The 25,306-nt window shown below is 72.4% G+C and carries 30 protein-coding genes and 1 tRNA gene; 11 read left to right on the top strand and 20 right to left on the bottom strand.

The genetic code is table 11. The features are described 5' to 3' along the window. Nucleotides 1-23: 23 nt before the first annotated feature. The gene (locus AB0937_RS18905) at nt 24-1,211 is read right to left on the bottom strand and encodes a thiolase family protein (RefSeq protein ID WP_366713020.1); all 1,188 of its coding nucleotides are present in this window, start codon (nt 1,209-1,211) and stop codon (nt 24-26) included. Between the two features lie 183 nt (nt 1,212-1,394). Here AB0937_RS18905 and AB0937_RS18900 point away from each other — a divergent pair, with 183 nt between their 5' ends. From AB0937_RS18900 to AB0937_RS18885, 4 genes are read left to right on the top strand one after another with little or no spacing between them, the layout of a single operon-like run. After that, nucleotides 1,395-1,652: a WhiB family transcriptional regulator gene (locus tag AB0937_RS18900; RefSeq protein ID WP_366713018.1), complete on the top strand. Its 258-nt coding sequence runs from the start codon at nt 1,395-1,397 to the stop codon at nt 1,650-1,652. Then, complete coding sequence (locus AB0937_RS18895; protein ID WP_366713017.1) at nt 1,649-2,125, top strand: DNA starvation/stationary phase protection protein; 477 nt, start codon at nt 1,649-1,651, stop codon at nt 2,123-2,125. Before AB0937_RS18900 ends, AB0937_RS18895 begins: the two co-directional genes overlap by 4 nt. Nucleotides 2,126-2,177: 52 nt before the next feature. Continuing rightward, nucleotides 2,178-2,522 (top strand): DUF3140 domain-containing protein, encoded by a 345-nt coding sequence (locus AB0937_RS18890; protein ID WP_366713016.1) that lies wholly within the window; start codon nt 2,178-2,180, stop codon nt 2,520-2,522. A gap of 5 nt (nt 2,523-2,527) precedes the next feature. Next, a complete protein-coding gene (locus tag AB0937_RS18885; protein WP_366713014.1) occupies nt 2,528-3,175 on the top strand; it encodes an endonuclease in 648 nt (215 codons plus the stop codon). 104 nt (nt 3,176-3,279) lie between these two features. Here AB0937_RS18885 and AB0937_RS18880 read toward each other — a convergent pair whose 3' ends face one another. The 8 genes from AB0937_RS18880 to AB0937_RS18845 are packed head-to-tail and all read right to left on the bottom strand — an operon-like array spanning nt 3,280 to nt 10,408. Then, on the bottom strand, nt 3,280-3,969 hold the full coding sequence (locus AB0937_RS18880; protein WP_366713012.1) for an SDR family oxidoreductase: 690 nt from the start codon (nt 3,967-3,969) through the stop codon (nt 3,280-3,282). Further along, nucleotides 3,966-4,256, bottom strand: a complete 291-nt coding sequence (locus tag AB0937_RS18875; protein ID WP_366713010.1) for a cupin domain-containing protein — start codon at nt 4,254-4,256, stop codon at nt 3,966-3,968. Before AB0937_RS18875 ends, AB0937_RS18880 begins: the two co-directional genes overlap by 4 nt. Continuing rightward, complete coding sequence (locus tag AB0937_RS18870) at nt 4,190-4,846, bottom strand: cupin domain-containing protein (protein WP_366713008.1); 657 nt, start codon at nt 4,844-4,846, stop codon at nt 4,190-4,192. Before AB0937_RS18870 ends, AB0937_RS18875 begins: the two co-directional genes overlap by 67 nt. Further along, complete coding sequence (locus AB0937_RS18865; protein WP_366713006.1) at nt 4,843-6,204, bottom strand: amidohydrolase family protein; 1,362 nt, start codon at nt 6,202-6,204, stop codon at nt 4,843-4,845. The genes AB0937_RS18870 and AB0937_RS18865 overlap by 4 nt, the downstream gene beginning before the upstream one ends. Before the next feature lie 41 nt (nt 6,205-6,245). Continuing rightward, nucleotides 6,246-7,226 carry an alpha-ketoacid dehydrogenase subunit beta gene (locus AB0937_RS18860; RefSeq protein ID WP_366713005.1) on the bottom strand — a complete coding sequence of 327 codons (981 nt, stop codon included), beginning with the start codon at nt 7,224-7,226 and terminating at the stop codon, nt 6,246-6,248. Beyond that, nucleotides 7,214-8,191, bottom strand: coding sequence for a thiamine pyrophosphate-dependent dehydrogenase E1 component subunit alpha (locus AB0937_RS18855; RefSeq protein WP_366713004.1), 978 nt, complete (start codon nt 8,189-8,191; stop codon nt 7,214-7,216). Before AB0937_RS18855 ends, AB0937_RS18860 begins: the two co-directional genes overlap by 13 nt. Continuing rightward, on the bottom strand, nt 8,191-9,660 hold the full coding sequence (locus tag AB0937_RS18850; RefSeq protein WP_366713002.1) for a Xaa-Pro peptidase family protein: 1,470 nt from the start codon (nt 9,658-9,660) through the stop codon (nt 8,191-8,193). The genes AB0937_RS18855 and AB0937_RS18850 overlap by 1 nt, the downstream gene beginning before the upstream one ends. Before the next feature lie 52 nt (nt 9,661-9,712). Beyond that, a complete protein-coding gene (locus AB0937_RS18845; RefSeq protein WP_366713000.1) occupies nt 9,713-10,408 on the bottom strand; it encodes an XRE family transcriptional regulator in 696 nt (231 codons plus the stop codon). A 189-nt stretch (nt 10,409-10,597) separates the two neighbouring features. Between AB0937_RS18845 and AB0937_RS18840 the strand changes: the two genes are divergently transcribed. The 7 genes from AB0937_RS18840 to AB0937_RS18810 all read left to right on the top strand — a co-directional run bounded on the left by AB0937_RS18840 (nt 10,598) and on the right by AB0937_RS18810 (nt 18,054). Then, nucleotides 10,598-11,413, top strand: coding sequence for a hypothetical protein (locus AB0937_RS18840; protein ID WP_366712999.1), 816 nt, complete (start codon nt 10,598-10,600; stop codon nt 11,411-11,413). A 141-nt stretch (nt 11,414-11,554) separates the two neighbouring features. After that, nucleotides 11,555-12,367: an SAM-dependent methyltransferase gene (locus AB0937_RS18835; RefSeq protein ID WP_366712997.1), complete on the top strand. Its 813-nt coding sequence runs from the start codon at nt 11,555-11,557 to the stop codon at nt 12,365-12,367. A 55-nt stretch (nt 12,368-12,422) separates the two neighbouring features. Beyond that, nucleotides 12,423-13,826, top strand: a complete 1,404-nt coding sequence (locus AB0937_RS18830) for a glutamine synthetase family protein (protein ID WP_366712995.1) — start codon at nt 12,423-12,425, stop codon at nt 13,824-13,826. A 1-nt stretch (nt 13,827) separates the two neighbouring features. After that, complete coding sequence (locus tag AB0937_RS18825) at nt 13,828-14,967, top strand: amidohydrolase family protein (protein ID WP_366712994.1); 1,140 nt, start codon at nt 13,828-13,830, stop codon at nt 14,965-14,967. 85 nt (nt 14,968-15,052) lie between these two features. Further along, entirely contained in the window at nt 15,053-15,580 is a 528-nt protein-coding gene (locus AB0937_RS18820) for an NUDIX hydrolase family protein (RefSeq protein WP_033308005.1), read from the top strand. Nucleotides 15,581-15,745: 165 nt separating this feature from the next. Beyond that, nucleotides 15,746-16,963, top strand: coding sequence for a GAF domain-containing SpoIIE family protein phosphatase (locus tag AB0937_RS18815; protein WP_366713134.1), 1,218 nt, complete (start codon nt 15,746-15,748; stop codon nt 16,961-16,963). A gap of 104 nt (nt 16,964-17,067) precedes the next feature. Next, nucleotides 17,068-18,054 carry an MASE1 domain-containing protein gene (locus AB0937_RS18810; RefSeq protein WP_366712992.1) on the top strand — a complete coding sequence of 329 codons (987 nt, stop codon included), beginning with the start codon at nt 17,068-17,070 and terminating at the stop codon, nt 18,052-18,054. 74 nt (nt 18,055-18,128) lie between these two features. Here the strand turns inward: AB0937_RS18810 and AB0937_RS18805 are convergent. From AB0937_RS18805 to AB0937_RS18755, 11 genes are all read right to left on the bottom strand, one after another. Next, a tRNA-Pro gene (locus AB0937_RS18805) sits at nt 18,129-18,202 on the bottom strand. Between the two features lie 138 nt (nt 18,203-18,340). Then, entirely contained in the window at nt 18,341-18,697 is a 357-nt protein-coding gene (locus tag AB0937_RS18800) for an MmcQ/YjbR family DNA-binding protein (RefSeq protein ID WP_366712990.1), read from the bottom strand. Between the two features lie 30 nt (nt 18,698-18,727). Beyond that, complete coding sequence (locus tag AB0937_RS18795; RefSeq protein ID WP_366712989.1) at nt 18,728-19,255, bottom strand: GNAT family N-acetyltransferase; 528 nt, start codon at nt 19,253-19,255, stop codon at nt 18,728-18,730. After that, on the bottom strand, nt 19,252-19,824 hold the full coding sequence (locus AB0937_RS18790) for an XRE family transcriptional regulator (RefSeq protein WP_366712987.1): 573 nt from the start codon (nt 19,822-19,824) through the stop codon (nt 19,252-19,254). Before AB0937_RS18790 ends, AB0937_RS18795 begins: the two co-directional genes overlap by 4 nt. Nucleotides 19,825-19,870: 46 nt before the next feature. Beyond that, nucleotides 19,871-20,773 (bottom strand): LysR family transcriptional regulator, encoded by a 903-nt coding sequence (locus AB0937_RS18785; protein ID WP_366712985.1) that lies wholly within the window; start codon nt 20,771-20,773, stop codon nt 19,871-19,873. A 26-nt stretch (nt 20,774-20,799) separates the two neighbouring features. Next, complete coding sequence (locus AB0937_RS18780; protein ID WP_366712984.1) at nt 20,800-22,002, bottom strand: glycine C-acetyltransferase; 1,203 nt, start codon at nt 22,000-22,002, stop codon at nt 20,800-20,802. A gap of 35 nt (nt 22,003-22,037) precedes the next feature. Continuing rightward, nucleotides 22,038-23,066 carry an L-threonine 3-dehydrogenase gene (gene tdh, locus AB0937_RS18775; RefSeq protein ID WP_366712982.1) on the bottom strand — a complete coding sequence of 343 codons (1,029 nt, stop codon included), beginning with the start codon at nt 23,064-23,066 and terminating at the stop codon, nt 22,038-22,040. 182 nt (nt 23,067-23,248) lie between these two features. Then, a complete protein-coding gene (locus tag AB0937_RS18770) occupies nt 23,249-23,821 on the bottom strand; it encodes a GAF domain-containing protein (protein WP_366712980.1) in 573 nt (190 codons plus the stop codon). Between the two features lie 61 nt (nt 23,822-23,882). Continuing rightward, the gene (locus AB0937_RS18765) at nt 23,883-24,512 is read right to left on the bottom strand and encodes an ATP/GTP-binding protein (RefSeq protein ID WP_366712979.1); all 630 of its coding nucleotides are present in this window, start codon (nt 24,510-24,512) and stop codon (nt 23,883-23,885) included. Then, on the bottom strand, nt 24,490-24,861 hold the full coding sequence (locus tag AB0937_RS18760) for a DUF742 domain-containing protein (RefSeq protein ID WP_366713132.1): 372 nt from the start codon (nt 24,859-24,861) through the stop codon (nt 24,490-24,492). Before AB0937_RS18760 ends, AB0937_RS18765 begins: the two co-directional genes overlap by 23 nt. Nucleotides 24,862-24,863: 2 nt before the next feature. After that, nucleotides 24,864-25,295, bottom strand: coding sequence for a roadblock/LC7 domain-containing protein (locus AB0937_RS18755; protein ID WP_030840841.1), 432 nt, complete (start codon nt 25,293-25,295; stop codon nt 24,864-24,866). Nucleotides 25,296-25,306: the final 11 nt, after the last annotated feature.

Raw genomic sequence — 25,306 nt, 5'->3', positions numbered from 1 at the left:
CCGGGCCCGGGCCGCCAGGGCCGCTAGGGCCGTTCGACGAGGACCGCGCTTCCCTGGCCCACCCCCACGCACATCGTGGCGAGGCCCCGCCCCGCGCCGGTGCGCCGCATGCGGTGGAGCAGTGTCGTCAGGATGCGGGCGCCGGAGCAGCCCAGGGGGTGGCCCAGCGCGATGGCGCCGCCGCTGGGGTTGACCAGTTCGGGGTCGATGCCGAGCTGGTCCACGCAGGCCAGGGCCTGGGCGGCGAAGGCCTCGTTGAACTCGGCCTCCTCCAGGTCGTCGACGCTCCAGCCGGCGCGGTTCAGCACCTTGCGGGTGGCGGGGACGGGGCCGATGCCCATGACGTCGGGGTGGACACCGGCGGAGGCTCCGCCGACGTAGCGGCCCAGGGACTCCAGGCCCAGCTCGTTCAGGGCCTCCTCGCTGACCAGGAGAAGGCCGGCGGCGCCGTCGTTCATCGGTGAGGCGTTGCCCGCGGTGACCGTGCCGCCCTCGCGGAACACCGGCTTCAGCCGGGACAGCTTCTCGTACGAGGTGTCCTCGCGGACGCATTCGTCGGTGTCGACGACCACGCCGTCGGGGCGTTCCACGGAAAGGAGTTCGTCGTCGAAGTGGCCGTTCTTGCGGGCCAGGGCGGCCCGCTGGTGGCTGCGCAGGGCGAAGTCGTCCTGGCGTTCGCGCGGGATGCCGTACCGCGCGGCGACCTCCTCGGCCGTCTCGCCCATGGCGAGCAGGCCGTGCAGTTCGCGCATCGCCGGGTTGACCAGGCGCCAGCCGAGGCGGGTGTCGGCGGTCTCCATGCGGTGCGGCAGGGCCTCGTCGGGCCGGGGCAGCACGAACGGGGCGCGGCTCATCGACTCGGAGCCGCCCGCGATCACGACGTCGGCCTCGCCGGCGGCGATGGTGCGGGCGGCCGTGGTCACGGCCTCCAGGCCCGACGCGCACAGGCGGTTGACGGTGGCGCCGGGCACGGAGTCGGGGAGACCTGCGAGCAGCGCGGCCATGCGGGCGACGTTGCGGTTGTCCTCGCCGGCCTGGTTGGCGGCGCCCCAGTAGACGTCGTCGATCCGGGCCGGGTCCAGCGCGGGCACGCCGGTGACCAGGGCACGGACCACGGTCGCCGCGAGGTCGTCGGGCCGTACCGAGGAGAGGGATCCCCGCAGCTTGCCGATGGGGGTGCGGCGGGCGGCCGCGAAGTGGACGGAACGCACGAGAGGCTCCTCACGCCGCGCATCAACGCGCATTAATTAGCACTGCTAGTTTCGGACTATAGACCCTCGGCCCGCCCGCTGTGAAGATTCTGCGCCTCCAGGGGTCCTGGGCAGTTGTATCGCAGGTCCGACGTGGCTGATGCGTCGCGTTTGCACCGAAGCGTCCGGGGCACCCGCGCGTTCATGGAGTGGTTGCGGAGCGCCGCCTGCGTGGACGAGGACCCCGAGCTGTTCTTTCCCGTCGGCACCGCCGGCCCCGCCCTGCGTGACGTGAGCGCCGCGAAGCGGGTCTGTGCGCGCTGCCCGGTCACCGACCAGTGCCTGAGCTTCGCGCTGAGCAGCGGTCAGACCTCCGGCGTGTGGGGCGGCACCGGCGAGGAGGAGCGCGACGCACTGCTCCGGACGACGAAGAACGACGTGAGAAGGAGAAGCGCCCCATGACGACTGTGAGGAGCACCCTGCCCGACGACGCCCGCAAGGTCGCCTGCGAGGCACTGCAGGACACCTTGGTGGATCTGCTCGGGCTCTCGCTGGTCGGGAAGCAGGCGCACTGGAACGTCGTCGGACCGCGGTTCCGGTCCATCCACCTCCAGCTCGACGAGGTGGTCACGGTGGCGCGGGACTTCGCCGACACGGTCGCGGAGCGGTCCGCGGCGCTGGGCGTCCCGCCGGACGGCCGGCCGGAGACCGTCGCCAGGGACTTCACGCTGCCCGCCCCGCAGGAGGGCTGGGTGCGCGACTCGGACGCCGTGCGGGTGATGGTGGAGGCGCTGCAGGACGCGGTCGCCCGGCTGCGCAAGCGCATCGACGCGACCGAGAAGGCCGACCCGGTCACCCAGGACCTGCTGATCACCATCACCGCGGAGCTGGAGAAGCAGCGGTGGATGTTCGACGCCGAGAACTTCCCCCGCTGACCCGCGGGGCGACGGCGCAGAACATCCGACGGACGTACGGAAGGGGCAGGCGATGACCGACGCCCTCGAACTCGACGCGCTGTGGGAGGACTTCCACCGCGTGGTGAACATGACCTCGCAGGAACTCGCGGCCTGGCTGCGGGTCCGCGACGCCGACGAGACCACCGAGCCGCTGCCGGACCAGGCGGGCTCCGCCACCGGACAGCACGTCCTGGCGATCCTCCAGAAGCGGCGCACCGACCTGACCGAGGACGACCTGCGCGTGATGCGGAAGGTCGTGGAGACGGTCACCGACCAGGTGGATCCGGAGAACGAGCCCGAGCCCGAGGTGACGGAGGAGGACACACGCCGCCGGCACCGGCTGATGACGGTCGGGCACGACCCGCTGCGGGGATAGGTGCCGTGGGCCGCGAGGAGCGCGTCGTCCGGGAACTCCTCGGCGCGCACGGCCGGACGTACGCCGAGGAGGCGGGCATCGGGCTGAAGGACACGCCGCAGCCGCTGTACCGGCTGCTGGTGCTGTCCCATCTGCTCAGTGCCCGCATCCGCGGTTCCATCGCGCTGGCGACCGCCCGTGCCCTGTACGAGGCGGGGCTGCGCGATCCGCGGCACATGGCGCGGGCCTCCTGGCAGGAACGGGTCGACGCGCTGGGCCGGGGCGGCTACCGGCGCTACGACGAACGCACGGCCACCCAGCTGGGCGAGGGGGCCCGGCTCCTCGGCGAGCGGTGGGGCGGCGATGTGCGGCGGCTGCGCCGGGAGGCGGACGGCAAGGTGCCCGAACTGCGCCGGCTGCTCCAGGAGTTCCCGGGCATGGGTCCCGCGGGCGCCGGCATCTTCCTGCGCGAGGTGCAGGGCGTGTGGCCGGAGGTGGCCCCCTACCTGGACGCCAAGGCTCTCCAGGGCGCCGAGCGGCTGAACCTCCCCACCGACCCGGAGCGCCTCGCCGAACTGGCCGGGGACACCGACCCGGCCGTCTTCGCCGCCGCTCTGGTGCGGGCGGCGGTGGACAAGGAGGTCGCGCGGGACACGCTGCGGCGCGCCGGGTGACGGTCTTCTGCCGCCCGGTCCGTCCCGCGCAGGGCACCTCAGCCGAGTCCGTCCCCGTCCGTTGCGCCAGGGCGCTTCAGCCCGGCCCGTCGGAGCGGGCGGGCTCACCCGAGCAACCAGCCCCCGTCCACGGTCAGTTCGACCGCGTTGACCGATCGGTTGCGCAGCAGGAAGTCCACCGCGTCCACCACGTCGTCCATCGAGGCGAGCCGCCCCGTGGGTGTCTCGGTGCGCAGGGTGGCGAGCACCTTCTCCGGTTTGGCCTGCCAGTACGGGCTGTCGCCCACGACACCGGGATGCACGGCGTTGACCCGGACGGGGGCCAGCTCGACGGCGAGGGAGTTCATCAGGCCCCGCACCCCCGCGTTGACCGTCGCCACCGTCGTCGCGCCAGGGTAGGGGCGCTCCTTGGCCTGGCCGCCGAACAGCACGATGGCGCTGCCGTCGTGCAGGCGGCCGCGCAGTGTGTGCACGACCTCCGTGTATCCGACGAGTTTGAGGGTGACCAGGCGCAACGCGGCGTCGATGTCGTACTCGGTCACCTTGTTGTCGTCCCGGGACACCCCCGCGATCACCAGGTGGTCGACGCGCCCCATGTCGGCCAGGGACGCCGCGATCTCCAGCGGCCGGGCCAGGTCGAGGGCGAGTCCGCGTGCGCCGAACTCCTTGGCGACCGCTTCGGCCCGCTGGGCGTCGCGGCTGGTGAGAACCACGTCGTCCCCGCGCTCGGCGCGCGTGCGGGCGAATGCGAGCCCGATCCCGGACGTTCCGCCGACGACGAGCACACTGCTCATGACTGTTCCTCCAGTGCCGAGCGCAGGTAGTCCCAGTCCCGTGTGAACCGGTACGAGTGCCGCGACGGCGGTTGCGGCGCCTGGGTCTCCAGCCAGCGCAGCGGGCCGCGCCCGGCGTTGACGAACCCGTGCACGCACCCGGCGCCGGCCCAGGCCACGTCGCCGGGCTCCAGCCGGTACCGCTCGCCGTCGAGGGTGGCCTCCGCGACGCCCTCCAGGATCAGATACGTCTCCTCGAAGGGGTGGTCGTGGGTGCCGATGATCCCGTCGGACGCGTACTGCACCATGAACATCGTCGAGGCGACCGCGCCAGGTCGCCGTCGATCATCATCTTCACCGTGATCCCGCTGTAGACCAGCAGCGCGGTCCGCATGCTCGCCGTGACGGCCAGCACGTCCTGGGACTGCTTGCCGGGGTCCATCTGGGCGGGCTCGAAGTGGCCGAAGGCGCGGGTGCGCGGGTCGCGGACATCGATCCGGGCCGGCTCGCGCTCGGGCAGGTCCGGCACGGCCTGGGTCTCGTGTCCGTAGCGGGCGCGCGGCACCGGGGCCAGCATGTCCGCCCAGCGGCCGCCGGTGCTCCCTGCCCCGCGCCAGGCGTGCGCGACGCCGGTCGGCAGCAGGCCGTAGTCGCCGGCCTCCAGCAGGTACGAGCCCTCGGGCAGGTCCAGGATCACGGCCCCGTCGAGGACGAAGAAGGTCTCCTCGTACGAGTGCACATGGGCGGGCACCCGGCCGTCGAGACGCAGTTCGCACAGGCCGAAGCCGGTGTGGACGCTCCCGTCGTCCTCACCGACCAGCGCCCGCCGCCGGTGGCCCCGGCCGTCGTGGGGCGCATCGGGCAGGTCGGCGGCGTGGCGCACCAGGTGATCGCTCATGCCGGAGCCTTCGCCCTCTTGGACTCCTTCGCCGCGAGGAGCCGGTCGCGGGATTCCCCGACGAGCCGCAGGGCCCGGGCAGTGTCGCCGAGGAGCCTGCCGTCGCGTTTGTGGATCACACCGTCGACGAGGACGGTGTCCACGTTGGAGACGTCGGCGCACAGGGTCACCGCGGCCGCCGCGTCGTGCACGGGGGCGACGTTGGGAGCGGTGGCGTCTATCGCGACGACGTCGGCACGCTTGCCGGGGGTCAGGGAGCCGGTGCGGTCCTCGAGACCGGCGACGTGGGCACCGTTCACGGTGGCGATCTCCAGCATCTGACGTGCTGTCAGCATGGTGCTGGGCACGGGCATGTTGGCCTGCCAGCAGTCGGCGTTGACGCGGGCCCGTTCGGCGCCGAAGGCCGCGCGGATCTGGGTGAACATGTCGCCCGGCACGGTGGTGACGACGTCGATGCTGAGCGCGGGGCGCAGACCGTGCTCGATGGCCTGCATGACCGGCGGCCAGCCGTGCCCCATCTGGAGCTCCACCTGAGGCGCGACCGAGATCTTGCCGCCGCTGTCGGCGGCCATCCGCCACTCCTCCTCGCTGAGATAGCAGCTGTGGACGTAGGTGGTGTCCGGACCGAGCAGTCCCAGGCCGTGGAGCTGCCTGACCATGCCGAAGCGGCCGGCGAGGCGTCCCATGGCCACGTGCACGGTGATCGGCAGGCCCAGCTCCCTCGCCGTGGCCCACTCGGCGGTGACGACCTCGTCGACGCAGAAGCCCGGGCCGCGGGTGGCGAGGCCCATGGTCAGCAGGCCCTCGTCGGACGAGAAGTGCGTCGACCGGATCCGCCGTACGTCGTCCGCGGGGATCGCGATCCGGCTCTCGAACCAGTACTCGGCGAGGGAGGTGTTGGCGCTGCCGTACGCGTACTGCGCCCGGATGCCGGACTCCCGCAGGCCCTGGACCGCCGCGTCCGGGTGCTCGGGGGTGTTGTTGATGTGCGACCAGTCGACCAGCGTGGTGATGCCTGCGTTGAGGCACTCCAGCGCGCCCGCGAGGTTGCCGGCGTAGACGTCCTCCGGGGTGTACAGGGGTGCGAAGGTGTCGAGGATGTCGACGAAGTAGTCGTCGAGGGTGGCGTTCGGGGCCACGCCCCGGATGGGCGCCTCCCAGGTGTGGCGGTGGGTGTCGACGAAGCCGGGGATCACGATGTGGCCGCTCATGTCGAGGACTTCGGCCTCGGCGCTGATCTCGGGTTCGACGGCCGCGATCCTGCCGTCCTCGACGAGGACGTCCCCCCGGGGCAGGTCCCCGATGCCCGGGTCCATCGAGATCACGTGACCGGAGCGCAGCAGTGTCCTGGTGGTCATCGCGCTTCCTCCCATGGGGTGTGCGGTCGCGGGTGTGCGGCTCAGTAGGCGGCGAGTCGGCGGACCTCCGTGACGACCTTGTCGACGGTCGGGATGACCTGTTCCTCCAGCGCGTCGGCGAACGGCAGCGGGACGCACTCCCCCGCCACCCGCCGCACGGGCGCGTCGAGGAGGCCGAATCCCTCGCCGGCGACGACCGAGACGACGGTGGCACCCCAGCCGCCCTGGTACGGGTTCTCCTCGACGGTGACGAGCCGCGAGGTCTTGCGCAGCGAGTCGAGGACGGTCGCCGCGTCCAGCGGGACCAGGCAGCGCAGGTCGACCACCTCGGCCTCGACGCCCTCCCCGGTGAGGATCTCGGCGGCCTTCAGGGCCAGGGGAACCATCGGCGCCAGCGCGACGAGCGTGACGTCGCCGCCCTCGCGGACGACCGCGGCCCGGCCCAGTTCGACGACGTGACCGGGCGGCGGCGGTGGGCCCTTGGTCGCGAACAGTCCCTTGTGCTCGAAGAAGACCACCGGGTCGTCGCTGCGAATCGCCGCCGCCATCATGCCGACGACGTCGGCGGGCGTCGCCGGCGCCGCGATCTTCAGCCCGGGGACGGTCAGCGCCCAGTTCTCGGTGGCCTGGGAGTGCTGCGCGCCGAAGCCGAGCCCGCCGCCGTTGGCGGTGCGCACGACGAGCGGCACGGTCACCTGGCCGCCGGTCATGTAGCGCACCTTGGGGATCTCGTTGGCCAGGTAGTCCCAGCAGCAGGCCAGGAAGTCGGAGAACATGATCTCCACGACGGGCCGCATCCCGGTCATGGCGGCGCCCATCGCCGCGCCCACGATGGCCTGTTCAGAAATAGGCGTGTCCCACACCCGCTCGGGCCCGAACTCCTCCCACAGCCCCGCGGTCGTCTTGAACACACCGCCGGCCGCGCCGATGTCCTCCCCGAGGCACACCACGGACGCGTCCCGCCGCATCTCCCGGGCGATGCCCTCGGCGACCGCGTCCCGGTAGGTGATCACGTCCGCCATGCGGCACCCCCGTCCGCCCACACATCGGTCAGTGCCTCACGCGGGTCGGGCGGTGGCGCGGCCTTCGCCGCCTCCACGGCCCGCTCCACGACGGCCCGGGCCCGCTCGTCGGCCTCGGCGACCGTGTCCTCGGTAACGCCCAGTTCGGCCAGACGCCCCCGCGCGAGGTCCAACGGGTCGTGTTTCAGCCAGCGTTCGACCTCTTCCGCCGGACGGTACGCCGCCGGGTCGGTACGGCTGTGCCCGAAGTGGCGGTAGGTCTCGGCCTCCAGCACGGCGGGCCCGTCCCCGGCCCGGGCCCGCCGGGCGAGCCGCCCCATCGCCTCCTCGACCGCGACGACGTCGTTGCCGTCGACGACCTCGCCCGGGATGCCGTGGGCGGGGGCCCGGTCGGCCGCGGGCCGGGGCACGGCCGTGACGTCGGCGATCGGCGTGTACTCCATGTACAGGTTGTTCTCGCACACGAACAGCACCGGCAGCTTCCAGACGGCTGCCAGGTTGAGCGACTCGTGGAAGGCGCCGATGTTGGTGGCGCCGTCGCCGAAGAAGGCGACCGCGACCTGCTCGGTGCCCCGCAGCCGGGCCGACCAGGCAGCGCCCACCGCCATCGGGAGGTGGGCGCCGACGATGGCGTACGAGCCGAGCATGCCGGTGGCCGCCTTGGTCAGGTGCATGGAGCCGCCCTTGGCGCGGCACAGCCCGCTCGCGCGGCTCATCAGCTCGGCGAGGCACTCCTCGGGGGTGGCTCCCCTGGCGAGGACGTGGTGGTGGCCCCGGTAGGTGGCGAACACGTAGTCGTCCGGGCGCAGGGCGGCGCTCGCGCCCACGGCGATCGCCTCCTGCCCGGCGGCCAGGTGCGTGGTGCCCTTCACCAGGCCCCGCAGGAACAGGTCATGGGCGGCCTTCTCCGTCCGGCGGATGACGTTCATCCGCTCGTACCGGTCGAGGAGCCCGGGAGCGTCCATCAGCGGTCCCCGCCGGTGGGCCGGGAGCGGTCCGCGCTGTGCGCGTGCGCACGCTCACCGGCTCCTGCCCGCGCGCCGTCCCCGATGTCCGCCCGCGCGCCGTCCCGGGTGCCTGCCCCTGTGCGGTCCGCGGCGTCCGCCCGCGCGCGGTCCCCGGTGTTGAGGTGGGACTGCGCCTCGCGGCAGGTGTTCAGCTCGCCGCCCACCGTCCAGTACTTGCGCCCGGCCACCAGCAGTTCCTCGGCGGGGAACTTGGTGATGACCTCGCAGCCGTCGGCGGTCACGACCAGTTCCTCCTCGATCCGGGCGGCGGACCAGCCGTCGGCGGCCGGCCAGTACGTCTCCAGCGCGAACACCATGCCCTCTTCGAGGACTTCGGGGTGGTCGAGGGAGACCAGGCGGCTGAAGATCGGCTTCTCCCAGATCGACAGGCCCACGCCGTGGCCGTACTGGAGGGCGAACGCGGCGGTTTCGTCGGCGAAGCCGAACTCCTCGGCGCGCGGCCAGACCCGCACGACGTCGGCGGTGGTGGCGCCCGGCCGGACCAGGGCGATCGCCTCGTCCATGTACGCCCGGCAGCGCACGTACGCGTCCCGCTGCGCCCGCGAGGCGCTGCCCACGGCGAACGTGCGGTAGTAGCAGGTGCGGTAGCCGAGGTGGCTGTGCAGGATGTCGAAGAAGGCGGGGTCGCCGGGGCGGACCAACCGGTCGCTGTAGACGTGCGGATGCGGCGAACAGCGCTCGCCCGAAATGGCGTTGACGCCTTCGACGTACTCGCTGCCGAGGTCGTACAGCACCTTGCTGACCACGCCGACGCACTCGTTCTCGCGTACTCCCGGGCGCAGGTAGCCGTACAGCTCCTCGTAGGCGGCGTCGACCATGGCGCAGGCCTGGGTGAGCAGGGCGATCTCGTCGCCGGTCTTGATGCGGCGGGCCTCCAGGAACACCTGCTGCCCGTCGACCGCGTCGATGCCCTCCGCACGCAGCGCGGTGAGGACGGGCATCTCGGCGACGTCGACGCCGAGCGGCTCGCCCGCCAGGCCGTGGGCGCGCAGCTCGGCGGCGATCTTGGCCGCCACGTCCTCGGCGATCCCGGCGCCCGGATGGAAGGCGCCGCGCAGGGTGGAGATGCCGGCCCGGGCACCGGTGGGCGGGCCGCCCTTGCCGTCGCTGTAGTCGAGCCAGGGGTTGTAGAGCTGGTGGTGGCGGGCGGCGGAACCGAAGTCCCAGACGACCGGTTCGCCGTCGCGCACCAGCAGGGCGAAGCGGATCAGCTTGTCCATCGCCCAGGTGCCGATGTGGGTGGCCGTCATGTAGCGGATGTTGGCGAAGTCGAAGCCGAGCACCGCGCCGAGGGAGGAGCGGTTCAGGGACTCGTGCAGCCGGGCCAGCCGCTGCCCGCGCAGCCGGTCCAGGTCGATGCGCTCTTCCCAGTCGACGGCGTTGGGTCCATATGTGCGGATCGCCATGGCGACCACCCCCACTTCGGAGTGAACGCCCGTGTGCGATGGGTGTCAAGTGTCACTGAACATCGCCGGACACGAACCAGACGCCCACCGCCGGTACCTCTCCATCGTTGCGGTAGCGGTGGGGGGTCGTCGACTCGAAGCAGACGGAATCGCCCGGCCGCAGCGTGTACTCCTCGAAGGCGAGGGTGAGGATCAGCTCGCCGGAGGTCAGATAGCCGTACTCGGTCCCGGGGTGCCGCATCAGCGCCCCGGAGGCGGAGGACGAGCCGCCGGGGCGGTAGGTCACGAGCAGGAAGTCGGCCTCCGCGCCGGGGGCCCGCCCGAGCCGCTCCCACACGACCCCCGAGTCCAGCTCCAGCGTCTCGCGCCCGCCCGCGGCGACCAGCGGCCCGATCCGCCGCCCCGGCTCGGCCGCCAAGGCGGCGAGGGCGAGCGGCACGGTGGCGGGGGACGCGGCGGCGGAGGACGCGATGGCGGAGGGCGCGGCGTGCGGGACGGCGGGCCGGATCGCGGCGGGCGGGACCGGCGCGGCCTCCTCACGGGCGTCGAAGAGGGACTCGACGGAGATCCCGAGGGCCGTGGTGATCGCGTACAGCGTGCTGACCGACGGCTGGCTCTTGCCCGTCTCGATCTGCGACACGAGACTCGCCGACACGCCGATCTCCCGGGCCAGCGCGCGCAGGCTCGTACCGCGCTCCAGGCGCGCCCGCCGGATGCGCGAGCCGACAGGCGGTACGACGGCGGACACGGGCGGCTCCTCTGCTCGGACGGACGGTGCGTGCTGTTCAGCTTCATTGAACAGCGCGTGCGAGCCCGGGCGCCAGGGTCTTGCGGGTGGCCCCGGTGCTGCTCACCCGAACGGTCGGACGCCGGTGGTGGGCCCCCGGCGGCGGTGGTGCGCTGAGGGCACGCGTCACGCTTCCAGGAGGCACTCCCGATGACCCGAAGTCCGTCCAGGCTCGTCCGCGTCCTCTCCTGCACGCTGGCGGCCGGCACGCTGCTCTCCGCCGCCGCCTGTTCGGACGACGGCGGCACGGACGGCTCACACGTCTCCGGCGTCACCGCGTCCCAGGTCGCCGGCGCGCGGCAGTCCCCGTCCCCCACCGCCACCCTGTCCAAGGACGGCGCGCGCACCGCACTGATCACCGAGGCGGACATCGAGGACGACTGGACGCAGGTCAAGGACGCGGAGGCGGAGAACTGGCACGACAACCTCCTCATCGGCACCGTCGACGTCTCCGACTTCCTCACCGCCAAGGCCCAGGCGTCCGACTGCCAGCGGCTCCTCGACTCCCTGTTCGACGACGATCTGCTGGGCAGGCCGTCGGGCGCGTCCGCGCTGCGTGGCTTCGAGGAGGGCGACTCCCGCCTGCTCTACCAGGTCGCCTCCTACGACCGGACCGATGCGCAGGACTCCCTGAACTGGATGGCGACCCTGCCGGAGAAGTGCGACCAGTTCACCGTGACCGACGGCAAGGAGAAGCGCACCGTCCAGGTCATCGAGATCTCGCTCCCCAAAGTCGGCGACGCCCGGCAGGGCCTGCGCGTGACGGTGCAGGGCTCGGCGGGCGGCGACGACGCGACGCTGACCCTGAACGTCGCCGCCGTACGGGTCGGCGACGACGCGATCACCGTCACGGCGGGCGGGCTCGACGGGGGCGAGGACGACTCCTTGAAGCAGGCGGTGCAGCAGGGCACCCAGCGCCTCGAGGACGTCCTGGCGGGGAAGTCGCCGGCCGCGAGCCCCACCTAGACCGGCCGGCACGCCGGGAGGCTCCTTTCCCGCGCCAACCGCCTTTCCCGCTCCGCCGATTCCCGGGACAGTGTGATCACCGGAGCGGCACAATGGCGGCGATGACCGGCTTCGGTCGTGCGTGCGAGGAGAGGACGAGTCGTGAGTGATGGCCACACCCCTTCGGGCGGGTCGGCGAGGCTGAACACCGGTGTGGCGCACAACGCGCGCGTGTGGAACTACTGGATCGGCGGCAAGGACAACTACGAGGTCGACCAGCAGGTCGGCGAGCACGTCGCCGGCATGTTCCCGATCATCCGGGACATCGCCCGGGCCGACCGGGACTTCCTCGGCCGGGCCGTGTCGTTCCTCGCCGGCGAGCGGGGTGTGCGGCAGTTCCTCGACATCGGCACGGGGCTGCCGACGGCGGACAACACCCATGAGATCGCCCAGCGGCTCGCGCCCGACGCGCGCATCGTCTACGTCGACAACGACCCGATCGTGCTGGTGCACGCCCGTACGCTGCTCACCGGCACCCACGACGGCGTCACCGCCTACATCGACGCCGATGTGCACGACCCGGACGCCATCCTCGAACGGGCCGGGCAGACCCTCGACTTCACCGAGCCCATCGCCGTGATGATGCTGGGCATCCTGAACTTCGTCCTGGACGTCGAGAAGGCCCGGGACATCGTGCGCCGGGTGATGGCCGCGGTGCCGTCCGGCAGCTTCCTGGTCCTCACCCACCCGACCTTCGACGACGAGCTCGGCGGCGCGGGCCAGATCCCGGCCATGGAGTTCTGGAACGAGAACGCCACTCCCCCGATCACCGCCCGCAGCGGCTCGGACATCGCGGCGTTCTTCGAGGGGCTGGAGGTGCTCGAACCGGGCCTGGTGTCGTGCGGGCAGTGGCGCGCCGGGCCGGGATCGGCCGTGCTGGTACCGCAGTACGGCGCCGTGGCCGTGAAACCCTGACGGGCGCCGCCCCGGCCGGCCTCGCCACTGAAGTCCGGAGACCCACGGAGGACGTATGACCACCCTGGCCGATCCCGTGCCCGGCGGCCGTCCCGGCGACGTCGAGCGGGCCACCGCGCTGAGCGGCGAGCTCGCGGAGCGGGGTGTGCACGGTGTCGTGCTGGCCTATGTCGACACCGCGGGCATCGGCCGGGTGAAGACCGTCCCGACGGCCCGGCTGTCCTCCGCGGCGGCCTGGGGCGTCGGCATGTCACCGGTGTTCGACACGTTCCTGGCGGACGACTCCGTCGTCACCACCGACGTCCTGGGCTCCCCCGACGGCGATCTGCGCCTCTACCCGGACCTGGACCGGCTCGTCGTCCTCGCCGGGCAGCCCGGCTGGGCCTGGGCACCGGTCGACCGCATCACCCAGGACGGCGAGCGGCACCCCGGCTGCACCCGCACGTTCCTGCGGCGGATCGTCACCGGGGCGGCCGAGCAGCAGGGCCTCACCTTCAAGGCGGCCATCGAGGTCGAGTGGACCGTGGCCCGCGGCGACGCCCCCGGCGACGCGTTCGTGCCGGCGACGACCGGACCGGCGTACGGGGCGATCCGGCAGGTCGAGCTCGGCGACTACACCGCCGATCTGCTGGCGGCGTGCGCGGCGCAGGGCATCGATGTCGAGCAGGTTCACCCCGAGTACGCGTCCGGGCAGTTCGAGATCTCGGTGGGTGCCGCCGATCCGGTGGCGGCGGCCGACCGCAGTGTGCTGGTCCGCCAGACCGTCCGTGCGGTGGCCGGGCGGCACGGGCTGAGGGTCTCCTTCGCCCCGGCCGTGGCGGGCCGGGGCGTCGGGAACGGCGGCCACGTCCACCTGTCCGCCTGGCGCGACGGGGCCAATCTGTACTCCGGGGGCGCGGGCCGGTACGGCATGACGGCGGAAGCGGAGTCGTTCACGGCCGGCATCCTCGGCCACCTGCCCGCCCTCACGGCCGTCACCGCCCCGAGCCCCGCCAGTCACCTGCGGCTCAGGCCCTCCCAGTGGGCCGGGGTGTTCACCGCCTGGGGCCACGAGACCCGGGAGACCGCGCTGCGTGTCGTCACCGGCACCGCGGGTCTGCGCGACCGGGCGGCCAACCTGGAGATCAAGCCCGTCGACCTGGCCGCCAACCCCTACCTCGCGATCGGTTCCCTGATCGTCGCCGGCCTTGACGGCCTGACGTCGTCGGCCGCGCTCCCCGCCGAGACCACCGGGGACCCGGCCCACCTGGCCGAGGCGAAGGCGGCGGCCCGGGGCGTGCGGCGCCTGCCGGTCTCCCTGGAGGGGGCCGTCGAGGAGTTCCGCGCGGACGCCGTCCTGCGCGCGGCCCTCGGCCCTGTGCTGGCCGACGCGGTGATCGCCGTCCGCCTCGGAGAAGCAGCGTCCGTCGCCGGTCTCGACGACGACCGGGTGGCGGCGGCGTACCGCTGGAAGTACTGACGTGGGCGCGGTCCGCGAGGCGCTCGACTCCCTACGGCTGGTCGACCACCACTGCCACGGCACCGTCACGGCCGACCTCGACCGGAGCACCTTCGAGTCTCTCCTCACGGAGGGCGAGGCGTGGCCGGGCGTCTCGCCCTTCGACAGCCCCGTCGGCGTGGCCGTGCGCCGCCACTGCGCTCCCCTGCTGGACCTCCCCCGGCACGCGACCCCCGGGGAGTACCTCGCCCGCCGCTCGGAACTGGGCTGGCGCGAGGTGCAGCGCCGCTTCCTGCGCGCGACGGGCACGGACGTCTTCTGCGTCGACACCGGCTACGCCCCCGACCGCATCACCACGCCCCGGGACATCGCCGGGGCCGCAGGCGGCACGGCGTACGAGGTCGTACGGCTGGAGGGCGTCGCGGAGTCGGTACGGGCCGCGGGGGTCGAACCGGACGCGTACGCGCGGACCTTCCACGCGGCCGCCCTGGACGCCGTGCGACGGCCCGGCGTGGTGGCCGTGAAGTCGGTGGCGGCCTACCGCACCGGCTTCGACGTGGACCCGGCCCGCCCCTCGGACGCGCAGGTCACCAAGGCGGCCCGGGCCTGGCTCGGCAGAGGGGGCCGTCTCGACGACCCGGTCCTCGTGCGGCACCTGCTGTGGACCGCCGTCGACCTCGGTCTGCCACTGCAACTGCACACCGGGTTCGGCGACAACGACATCCGGCTGCACCGCGTCGACCCCACCCACCTCACGGACTGGCTGCACCTCACCGCCGGGAGGATCCCCGTGCTGCTGCTGCACTGCTGGCCCTACCAGCGGCAGGCCGCCTACCTGGCGGCGGTCTTCGAGCAGGTGTACCTCGACGTCGGCCTCACCCTCCACTACGTCGGCCCCGCCCGGGCCGGCGCGGTCCTCGCGGAGGCCCTGGAGATCACACCGTTCCGCAAACTGCTGTACAGCTCCGACGCCTACGGTGTGCCGGAGTTCCACCACCTCGGGGCTCTCGCCTTCCGGCAGGGGCTGGCGGAGCTGCTCCAGGAGCGGGTGGACGCCGACGAACTGGCCCTGCCGGACGCGCTGCGGTTCGCGCGGTGGGCCGGACGGGACAACGCCCTTCGGGTCTACCGGTTGCGGAACGAACGGCCGGAGGGCGATTGAACAGGGGTGGGGCCGGTCACAGTTCTCCTGAAGCGGCTACCCAGGAAGTCCGAACGGCTGAAAGTATGATCAAGCGATGTCTGACATGACCGAAACCACGCCCGGCTGGCTGTCCTCCGACGAACTGGAGATGACGCGCGCCCGCATGCCGATCCTGTACGTCGAGGCCGTCCCGGTGCGCGTCGACGACAGCGGCGAAGTCACCAGCGTCGGCCTGCTGCTGCGCATCGGACCGGACGGTACGGTCAGCCGGACGCTGGTCTCCGGTCGCGTGCTGCACCACGAACGCGTGCGCGACGCCCTCCTGCGCCACCTGGAGAAGGACCTCGGCCCGGTCGCGCTGCCCCGCGTCCCGGCGTCGCTGCAGCCGTTCACGGTCGCGGAGTACTTCCCGACGCAGGGCATCACGCCGTACCACGACCCCCGTCAGCACGCGGTGTCCCTCGCCTACATCGTGCCGGTGACGGGCGACTGCCGGCCCCGGCAGGACGCGCTCGACCTGGTGTGGTTCAGCCCGCAGGAGGCGGTCTCGGAGGCGGTGCAGAGCGAGATGCCGGGCGGGCACGGGGTGCTTCTGAAGCAGGCGCTGGCCCATGCGGGCTGCGTGATCTGAGGCATAAGCTCGTTCACGTGACCGACCTCCGGCCGGGAGGCGCATGTGATGGCGGCGGAGCAGCAGGGCCGATATCCGGGACAGCAGCACCTGCCCGAACTGCACGTGCGCCTGCGCACCGAGCTGGACCGGATCGACGAGCAGCTGCGCTCCCTGCTGGACGCGATGGACCGGATGCAGGGACTGCTGGACGCCGTGGTGGCCATCAGCCGCGAGGTGGAGCTGCCCGCGGTGCTGCACCGCATCGTCACCACCGCCATGGACCTGGTCGGCACCCGCTACGGTGCCCTCGGCGTGCTCAACGACACCGGTGAGCACTTGGAGCAGTTCATCACCGCCGGCCTCTCGGAGCGGGAGAGCGCCGCCCTGGCCGGGACGGGCCTGCCGACCGGCCGGGGCGTCCTAGGCCATCTGATCAGCCACCCCGAGCCCCTGCGGATCGGCGACATCCCCGCCCACGCCGCGTCCGTCGGCTTCCCGCCCGGCCATCCCCACCTGACGACCCTGCTCGGCGTCGCCATCAGCGTCCGCGGCGAGATCTACGGCGACCTGTACCTCTCCGAGCGGCAGGACGGGCAGCCCTTCGACGTGCACGACGAGAACGTCCTGATGGCCCTTGCCAGCGCCGCCGGGATCGCGATCGAGAACGTCCGCCTGTTCGAGCAGGTGCGGGTGGGAGCCGAGCAGTTCCAGCGGCTGCTGCTGCCCACGCTGCCGGACCTGAGCCCGTTCACCGCGGCGGCCGTCTACCGGCCCGCCGCGGAGCCCAGCAAGCTCGGCGGGGACTGGTACGACGCGATCCAGCTGCCCGACGACGTGGTGGCCGTCGTCATCGGTGACGTGGTCGGACACGATCTGCACGCCGCGGCCGCCATGGCCTCCACGCGCAACATGCTGCGCGCTCTGCTCTTCGATCCGGGCAGTTCGCCCGCGGCGGTCCTGACCCGGCTCGACCACACGCTCCAGGCGGTCACACCCAACCCCGTCACGACGACCGCCCTGGCCCGGATCGAGCCGGAGGGACGTGGCTGGCGCCTGCGCTGGAGCACCGCGGGGCACGTCCCACCCCTGCTGATCACCCCCGAGCGCCGGGTCGAGATCCTCTCAGCGGAGCCCGGGCTGCCGCTCGGGGTCGACCCGGAGGAGCCCCGCCCCGACCACTCCCGCTTCCTGGACCCCGGCACCACCCTGGTCTTCTTCACCGACGGCCTGATCGAGCATCCCTCCCGCTCCATCGACGAGAGCCTGGCGGAGCTGGCCGGTCTCGCGGCGGTCCACACCGCCCTGCCCCTGCCGGACTTCGTGTGCGCCCTGGCCGATCACCATCCCAGCGACGGTCACGACGACATGGCCCTGCTCGCCCTGCGCACGCCGCCCTCCTGAGGCCGGGCACCCACGAGGGCCGAACATCCAGCTCAGCAATGGTGTGGAGGAACCTGGGGATCCGGCGGATGATGGTCGAGGGGATGGCGATGCGGAGGTCCCCGATGGCGGTCGCGCGGCAGGTCCGGCCCCGGCGCGACGTCCGGGTGGCCCTGCAGATCTGCGCCGTCGCCGCGCTGTACTACGGCTCGGCCGAGCTGGGACTGCTCCAGCAACTCGTACGCGGGCAGGTCACCCCGCTGTGGCCGCCGAGCGGTATCGCGCTCGCGAGTCTCCTGCTGCTCGGACCGCGGGTCTGGCCCGGGATCGCTCTCGGCGCGTTCCTGGCCAACGTCACTCTCGGGCCGTCCCTGTGGGCCGTCCTCGCGATCGCGGCGGGCAACACGCTCGCACCGGTCTGTTCGTACGCCCTGCTCCGGCGTGCCGGGTTCCGCAACGAACTGAACCGGCTGCGGGACGCGCTGGCCCTGATCTTCCTCGGGGCCTTCACCGGGATGCTGGTCAGCGCCTCCGTCGGCAGCGGGACGCTGGCCCTGACCGGGGTGCTGGCGACCGACGACTTCGCCTCGACCTGGTCGGTGTGGTGGACCGGAGACGCGATGGGCGTCCTGACCGTCACACCCGTGCTGCTCGTGCTGCGCTCGGCCCGGTGGCCCCGGGGCGTTCCGCTGTCCCGATGGGTGGAGGGGATCCTGCTGGTGGCGGCCACGGCGTGTGTCGGTTTCGTCGAGACCAGCAGCACACCGCTGCTCTTCCTCGGCTTCCCGCTGCTGATCTGGGCCGGCTTCCGCTTCCGGCTCGCCGGGGTCGCGCCCTGCGCCCTCGCCGTGTCGACCTTCGCGATCGTCGCGGCCGCGCAGCAATCGGGGCCGTTCGCCGGCCATGACCTGTTCACCGACATGATCACTCTTCAGGCGTTCAACGGTTCCGCCTCGTTGACGGCGCTCATGCTCGGAGCGGCCGTGAGCGAACGCGCCGAGACCGAGCGGGAGATCACGCAGGCGTGCCGGCAACTCGCCGGGATGGCCACCAGGATCGCCACCAGCGACCGCAGGCCGGCCCTGCCGAGCGGTCGGCGCGAACAGGAATGAGCAGGACGCCGGAAACGATCGAGCGGCCGTATCGGAATGCTCCGATTACGGCCGCCGACCTGCTGCTTCACAAGTCGGGACGACAGGATTTGAACCTGCGACCCCTTGACCCCCAGTCAAGTGCGCTACCAAGCTGCGCCACGTCCCGTTGCCCGTCTGACCTGGGGGTTTCCCCCGGCCGAACGCGCAGGAAAACAATACCGCACTCGCGCCGATGATCGTGCACCCGTTTCCCCGGGCCCGCCCGCTCGACTGCGAGGCCGGTCGCGGTGGCGAGGTGTGCGCCTCAGTTCGCCGGAAGGCCCAGGCGGGGGTGGGCCTCCAGGAGCCGGGTCGGGGCCGCCTGCCGCCAGGAGTCGGCGAGGATGTCGCGCAGCTCGGCCTCGTCCTCGATGGCGTCGAGCCGGGCCCGCACCCAGGCGAACTGGGCCTCGTGGTCGGCGATCCAGAACTTCCCCGGCTCGGCGAGCACCAGTTCGTCGCGCTCCTCCTTGGGGCAGCGCACGGCGAGGGAGGTCTCGTCCTCGGGAAGGGTAGCGAACATCTTCCCCGCGACCCGGAACGTGGGCATGCTCCAGGCGATCTTCTCCGTCGTGTCCGGCAGGGACAGGGCGATCCGTCGTACGTCTTCGGCATCCGGCATGGCAGGCACCGTATCGGCTCGCACTGACAATCACCTGGTGGGAGCGGTGGCCGGGATGCGCTTGTAGTAGATCGTCGTCGGCCGCAGCCTTCCGCCGGGATCGGCCGCGTAGTCGGGGATCGAGCCGATCGGGGTCCAGCCGGCGGACCGGTACAGACGCTCGGCGGGGCTGCCGGTCTGCGTATCCAGGTGCAGGAGCGTGACACCGGCCGCCGTGGCCGCGGCCTCGGCCGTGGCCAGGAGCGCGCGGCCGAGGCCGCGACCACGGGCGTCCGCGTGGACCATCAGCTTCACGAGCTCGGCGCGGTGACGGCTGTTGGTCTTGCCGGGGAAGGCCAGGCTCACGGTGCCGAGCACGCGCTCCCCCTCGCACGCGGCCCAGACGGCGAGCCGGCCCGCGGCGACGTCCATGGCCCTCTCCTCCCACCAGGCCAGGGCCTGCGCCCGGTCGAGCGGGGCGAGGAACCCGATGGAGGCACCTCCGTTCACGGTGTCGGCCAGCAGATCCGCCAGTTGCTCCGCGTGGGCCGGCAGGCCGGTCTCGTCCAGCGGGATCACGGCCGCACCACCGCCAGCAGGTACCGGACACCCTCGGGTGCGGCGCACCGGAAACGGGTCGGGCCCCATACGCGCATCCGCAGGCAGTCGTCGGCGCCGAGGTGGTGTTCGGTGTCCTGTGCCGTCACGTCCAGGGCTCCCTCCAGGATCCAGATGTGCTGCTCCAGCCCGGCCACGGGTGGACGATCGTAGGAGATGTCCGCGCCCGGTGAGAGGCGGGCCTCGACCAGTTCGCCGCGCAGGGCGGTGTGCGGGGGCGACACGGACCGCCGTACGAAGCCGTGGGCCCGGTCCTGCCACACGGGCTGCTCGGCGGAGCGGACCACTTCCTCCGGTTCCGCCTCGACCTCGCTGAGCAGTTGGGACATGGTGCGTCCGTAGACGGCGCACAGGCGGTTCAGGAGAGCGGCGGTCGGGCTGGTCTCCGCCCGTTCGGCCCGGGACAGGGTGGACCGGCTCACTCCGCTACGGTTCGCCAACTCGCCCAGGGACCAGCCGTGTTCGGCCCGCAGCTCGGCCAGTCGTGCACCCAGCCGGGCGTCGACGGGGTCCACCTCGTCATTTCTCACATCCGGGACGCTATCCCGGATATGAGACAACCGCGTTACGGGACGCTCACATCCGGGCCGCCGCGCCGAGCGCGTCCAGCACGGGTCGGATGAGGGGGTGCTCCTCGGCTCCCCTGCGGACGGCGGCGAAGACCCGGCGGGTGGGGGGTGTCCCGTCGACGGGGCGGACCACCACGCCGGTGAGGTCCATGCCGCGCAGCGCCGAGCGAGGCACCAGGGCGACTCCGGCGTCGGCCGAGGCGAGGGCGACGACCGCGCGGAAGTCGTCCGAGGAATGTTCCATGCGCGGCTGGAAACCGGCGTTCTCGCAGGCCAGGATCACCACGTCGTGGCAGGGGTTGCCGGGGTAGGGGCCGATCCACGCGTCCTTGGCCAGTTCGGCGAGCGGCACCTCCGCCGCGTCGGCCAGACGGTGGGTGACCGGCACGACCGCGTCGAAGGGCTCGGAGTACAACGGCACGTGGGCCAGTCGCGGGTCGTCGGCGGGCGGGGCCCCGCGGTACTCGACGGCGACCGCGACATCGACCTGCCGGTCCAGCACCATCGGCAGGCTCGCGTCGCCCTCGGCGTCCTGGACGCGGATGCGGATGCCGGGCGCCGACCGGGCGAGACCGGCCACGGCCGGCGCGACGACCAGGGCGATGCCCGTGGCGAAGGAGGCGACCGTGACGGTGCCGGCCGAGCCCGAGCTGTACGCGGCCAGCTCGGCCTCGGCCCGCTCCAGCTGGGCCAGGACCGCGTTGGTGTGGTTGAGCAGGATCTCGCCGGCGGGGGTGAGCCGTACGCCCTTGGCGCCGCGCTCGACGAGCCGGTGGCCGGTCTCCTGCTCCAGGGCGGCGAGCTGCTGGGAGACGGCCGACGGGGTGAGGTAGAGCGCGGCGGCAGCCGCCGTCACCGTACGGTGGTCGGCCACCGCCCGGAGGATGTGGAGCCGCCGCGCTTCGATCATGCGATCGATTGTCTCAAACGCATCCCTCAGGCCTGCTCGGAGTCCAGCTGAGCCCGGGCCGCCACGAAAGCGTCGACCGCGCGGTTGACGTCGTCCGTGGAGTGCGCGGCCGACAGCTGGACGCGGATGCGGGCCTGGCCCTGCGGCACCACCGGGTACGAGAAGCCGATGACGTAGACGCCGCGCTCCAGCAGCAGCTCCGCCATGCGGCCGGCGACCGCCGCGTCCCCGATCATCACCGGGGCGATGGCGTGGTCGCCGGGGAGGACGTCGAAGCCCTCCTCGGTCATCCGGCCGCGGAAGAGGGCCGTGTTCTCGGCCAGCTGGACGCGCAGGTCGTCCGCCGACTCCAGCAGGTCGAGGACCTTCAGGGAGGCCGCGGCGATGACCGGGGCGAGCGTGTTGGAGAACAGGTACGGCCGGGAGCGCTGGCGCAGCAGGGCGACGATCTCGGCGCGGGCGGCGACGTAGCCGCCGGAGGCGCCGCCGAGGGCCTTGCCGAGGGTGCCGGTGATGATGTCGACGCGGTCCATCACGCCGTGCAGCTCGGGCGTTCCGCGGCCGCCGGGGCCGACGAAACCGACCGCGTGGGAGTCGTCGACCATGACCATCGCGTCGTAGCGGTCGGCGAGGTCGCAGATCTCGCGCAGCGGGGCGACGTAGCCGTCCATGGAGAAGACGCCGTCCGTGACGATCAGGCGGCGGCGCGCGTCGGAGGCCTCCTTCAGGCGGGCTTCCAGCTCGGCCAGGTCGCGGTTGGCGTAGCGCAGGCGGCGGGCCTTGGACAGGCGGATGCCGTCGATGATCGACGCGTGGTTGAGGGCGTCGGAGATGACCGCGTCCTCCGGGCCGAGCAGCGTCTCGAACACGCCGCCGTTGGCGTCGAAGCACGACGAGTAGAGGATCGTGTCCTCCTGGCCGAGGAACGCCGAGAGCCTGGCCTCGAGTTCCTTGTGCACCTCCTGGGTGCCGCAGATGAAGCGGACGGAGGCCATGCCGTATCCCCAGCGGTCCAGGGCCTGGTGTGCGGCGGCCACGACCTCGGGCTGGTCGGCGAGGCCGAGGTAGTTGTTGGCGCAGAAGTTGAGGACCTCGCCGGGGCGGCCGCCCGCCGTGACGTTCACGGTGGCGGACTGCGGAGTGCCGATCACGCGCTCGGGCTTGTGCAGGCCGGCGGCGCGGATCTCGTCGAGGGTGGCGCGCAGGTCGTCGCGCACGGAGTCGAACATCGGGAAAGCTCCTAAGGTGCTCGCGGAGTTGGGGGTTACGCGGTCCAGTCGAGGATGACCTTGCCGCCGCGGCCGCTCGCCGCGTCCTCGAACGCCGCCTCGAAGTCGCGGTGGCTGTAGCGGCCGGTGATGACGGGCGCGAGGTCCAGGCCCGCTTCGAGCAGGACGGACATGGCGTACCAGGTCTCGAACATCTCGCGGCCGTAGATGCCCTTGATGGTGATCATCGAGGTGACGATGCGGGCCCAGTCGACGGGGAACTCCTGCGAGGGCAGGCCCAGCATCGCGATCCGGCCGCCGTGCGTCATGTTGGCGATCATGTCGCGCATGGCCTCGGGGCGGCCGGACATCTCCAGGCCGATGTCGAAGCCCTCCCGCAGTCCGAGCGTGCGCTGCCCGTCGGCGATGGTGGAGCCGGAGACGTTCAGTGCGAGGCTGACGCCGATCTTGCGGGCGAGTTCCAGCCGCTCCTCGCTGACGTCGGTGATCACGACGTTGCGGGCACCCGCGTGCCTGGCCACGGCGGCGGCCATCAGGCCGATGGGGCCCGCTCCGGTGACCAGGACGTCCTCGCCGACGAGCGGAAAGGACAGCGCGGTGTGCACGGCGTTGCCGAAGGGGTCGAAGATGGCGGCCACGTCGAGGTCGACGGGCACCCGGTGCACCCAGACGTTGCCGGCGGGCAGGGCCACGTACTCGGCGAACGCGCCGTCCCGGCCGACTCCGAGCCCGACGGTGGCCCGGCACAGGTGACGGCGGCCGGCCAGGCAGTTGCGGCACTTGCCGCACACCAGGTGGCCCTCGCCGCTGACCCGGTCGCCGACGGAGATGTCGGTGACGTCGCGGCCGGTCTCGACGACCTCGCCGACGAACTCGTGCCCGACCACGAGCGGGGTGCTGATCGCCTGCTGGGCCCAGCCGTCCCACGCCCGGATGTGCAGATCGGTGCCGCAGATGCCGGTGCGCAGCACCTTGATGAGCACGTCCGTGGGCCCGACGGCGGGCTCGGGGACGTCCGCGAGCCACAGCCCGGGTTCCGCCTTCTGCTTGACCAGCGCCTTCACCGCTACGGCTCCTGTGCGTGAGTCCCGGCTCCGGGCATGCCGAAGGAACCCCTGGACCGGGATGGGAGTGGGATCGCACTGCAATCTGCCGTACGGCGGCCACGCCGGTCCATCGAGGATTTCTTAAGCGCCGCCTCAGCTTTGCTTCACGCCCTCGGCCACGGCCGTGGGAGGCCCGGGCCTCAGTAGGGCGGCAGGCCGTCCCGGCTCTCCAGTTCCACGACGAGGCGCGCGGCGTGTTCCTTGATCGTCGTCAGGCCCGGCTTCCCCCACGGCCGGGGCGCGATGTCCGCGACGCTGACCGTGCCCAAAACCAGGCCCGTGCCGTCGATGAGCGGTGCGCCGAGGTAGGAGCGGATGCCGAACTCGTCGACCACCGGATTGCCCGCGAACCGCGGAAAGTCGCCGACGTCCTCCAGGGCGAGGGCCTTGCGGCGTGCCACCACATGGGGGCAGAAGCCGTGGTCGCGGGGCAGGGCACGGCCGAGGCGCGGGCTGGTGCCGTCGCTGCGCACGACCGGCGCGATCGCCGGCGCGTACAGGCCCGCGAAGAACTGCCCCTGCTCGTCGGGGAGGTTGACCATGGCGTAAGGCGCCGCGGTGAGTGCGGCGAGGCGGTGGGCGAAGGCGTCGAGCGCCGGGTCGGGGCACTCCCCCAGGCCCAGTCGGCGCAGTCGGCGGGTGCGGGCGGGGGCCTCCTTGTCCTCGGGTGTGAGCAGCAGACGACCGGCCGGGCGCGGCGGGTCGTAGGTCATGGGCATGCTCCTGGAGTGTGGACTTGCGTCATATATGGGCTCCGTGGCTGGTGTGAGGGGGTCACCTGTGGGCGCCATACCCCGTCGCGGGGGCCGGCGTGTGGGCGATGAGATGGCGCACCAGGGTCAGCAGGGTCTGGACCCCGGAGCTGGAGATCCGCGCGTCGCAGCACACGACGGGGACGTCCGCTGACAGGTCCAGGGCGCCGCGCACCTCCTCGGGGTCGTAGCGGTAGGCGCCGTCGAACTCGTTGACGGCGACGATGAAGCCGAGGCCGCGCTGCTCGAAGAAGTCGACGGCCGCGAAGCACTCCTGGAGCCGGCGGGTGTCGGCGAGGATGACCGCGCCGAGCGCGCCCTCGCACAACTCGTCCCACATGAACCAGAAGCGCTCCTGCCCGGGCGTGCCGAAGAGGTACAGCACGTGCTTGGGGTCGAGGGTGATCCGGCCGAAGTCCATGGCCACGGTCGTCTCGACCTTGTTCTCGATGCCGTCGAGGTTGTCGGTCGCGGCACTGACGGTGGTGAGCAGTTCCTCCGTGCTGAGCGGCGCGATCTCGCTGACCGCGCCGACGAAGGTCGTCTTGCCCACCCCGAACCCGCCTGCCACCAGGATTTTCAGCGCGGTGGGGAACGGGTCCGCGCCGGGGCCCGGTCCGTCGGTGTAGTCAGAGCTGTCGTCGTAGTCCATCGAGCACTGCCTCCAGAAGGGCCCGGTCCGTCGGGTTGTGGTGGAACGCGGGGGGCTTGGTCGTCAGCGTCCCGCAGTCGACGAGGTCCGCCAGCAGCACCTTGGTGACGGCCACCGGCAGTTTGAGGTGGGCGGCGACCTCGGCGACGGCGACGGGCACGCGGCACCGCTCCAGCGCTTCCGTGTGTTCGGGGCCGAGGTAGCCGAGCGGGGTCGACCCGGTGGCCATCACCTGCGACATGAGGTCGAGCGCGACGGTCGGACGGGTGCGGCCGTTGCTGACCGTGAACGGCCGTACGAGCCGCCCGGCCGCGTCGTCGAGCCATGGCCCGTCACCGGCCGCCGTCACGCTCAAGGCCTCATCGCCGGGGATTCGACGGACTGCCGGGGAGCGGTCACCAGGTAGGGCCGGACACTCTTGACCAGCATCGCCATCTCGTAGCCCAGCACGGCCGCGTCGGCCTCGCGGCCGGCGAGCACGGCGAGGCAGGTGCCGGAGCCGGCGGTGGTGACGAACAGCAGGGTCGAGGCGAGTTCGACGACGACCTGCCGCACGTCGCCGCCGTCGCCGAAGCGGACACCGGCGCTGCGGCCGAGGGAGTACAGGCCGGAGGCCAGCGCTGCCATGTGGTCGGCGCTGTCCGGGTCGAGACCGTGCACGGACTTCACGAGTCCGTCGCAGGACAGGAGCACGGCGGCGGTCGTGTGCGGTACGCGCTGCACGAGGCCGCTCATCAGCCAGTCGAGATCGGAAACATGGGCGGTCGGCGCATCGCTCGCCATGGTGGATCGAC

This window comes from Streptomyces sp. NPDC047880, from assembly GCF_040706515.1.
Taxonomy (GTDB): Bacteria; Actinomycetota; Actinomycetes; order Streptomycetales; family Streptomycetaceae; genus Streptomyces.
Note: the sequence above shows the minus strand (reverse complement) of the source record. Positions and strands in the feature narration are given on the sequence as shown.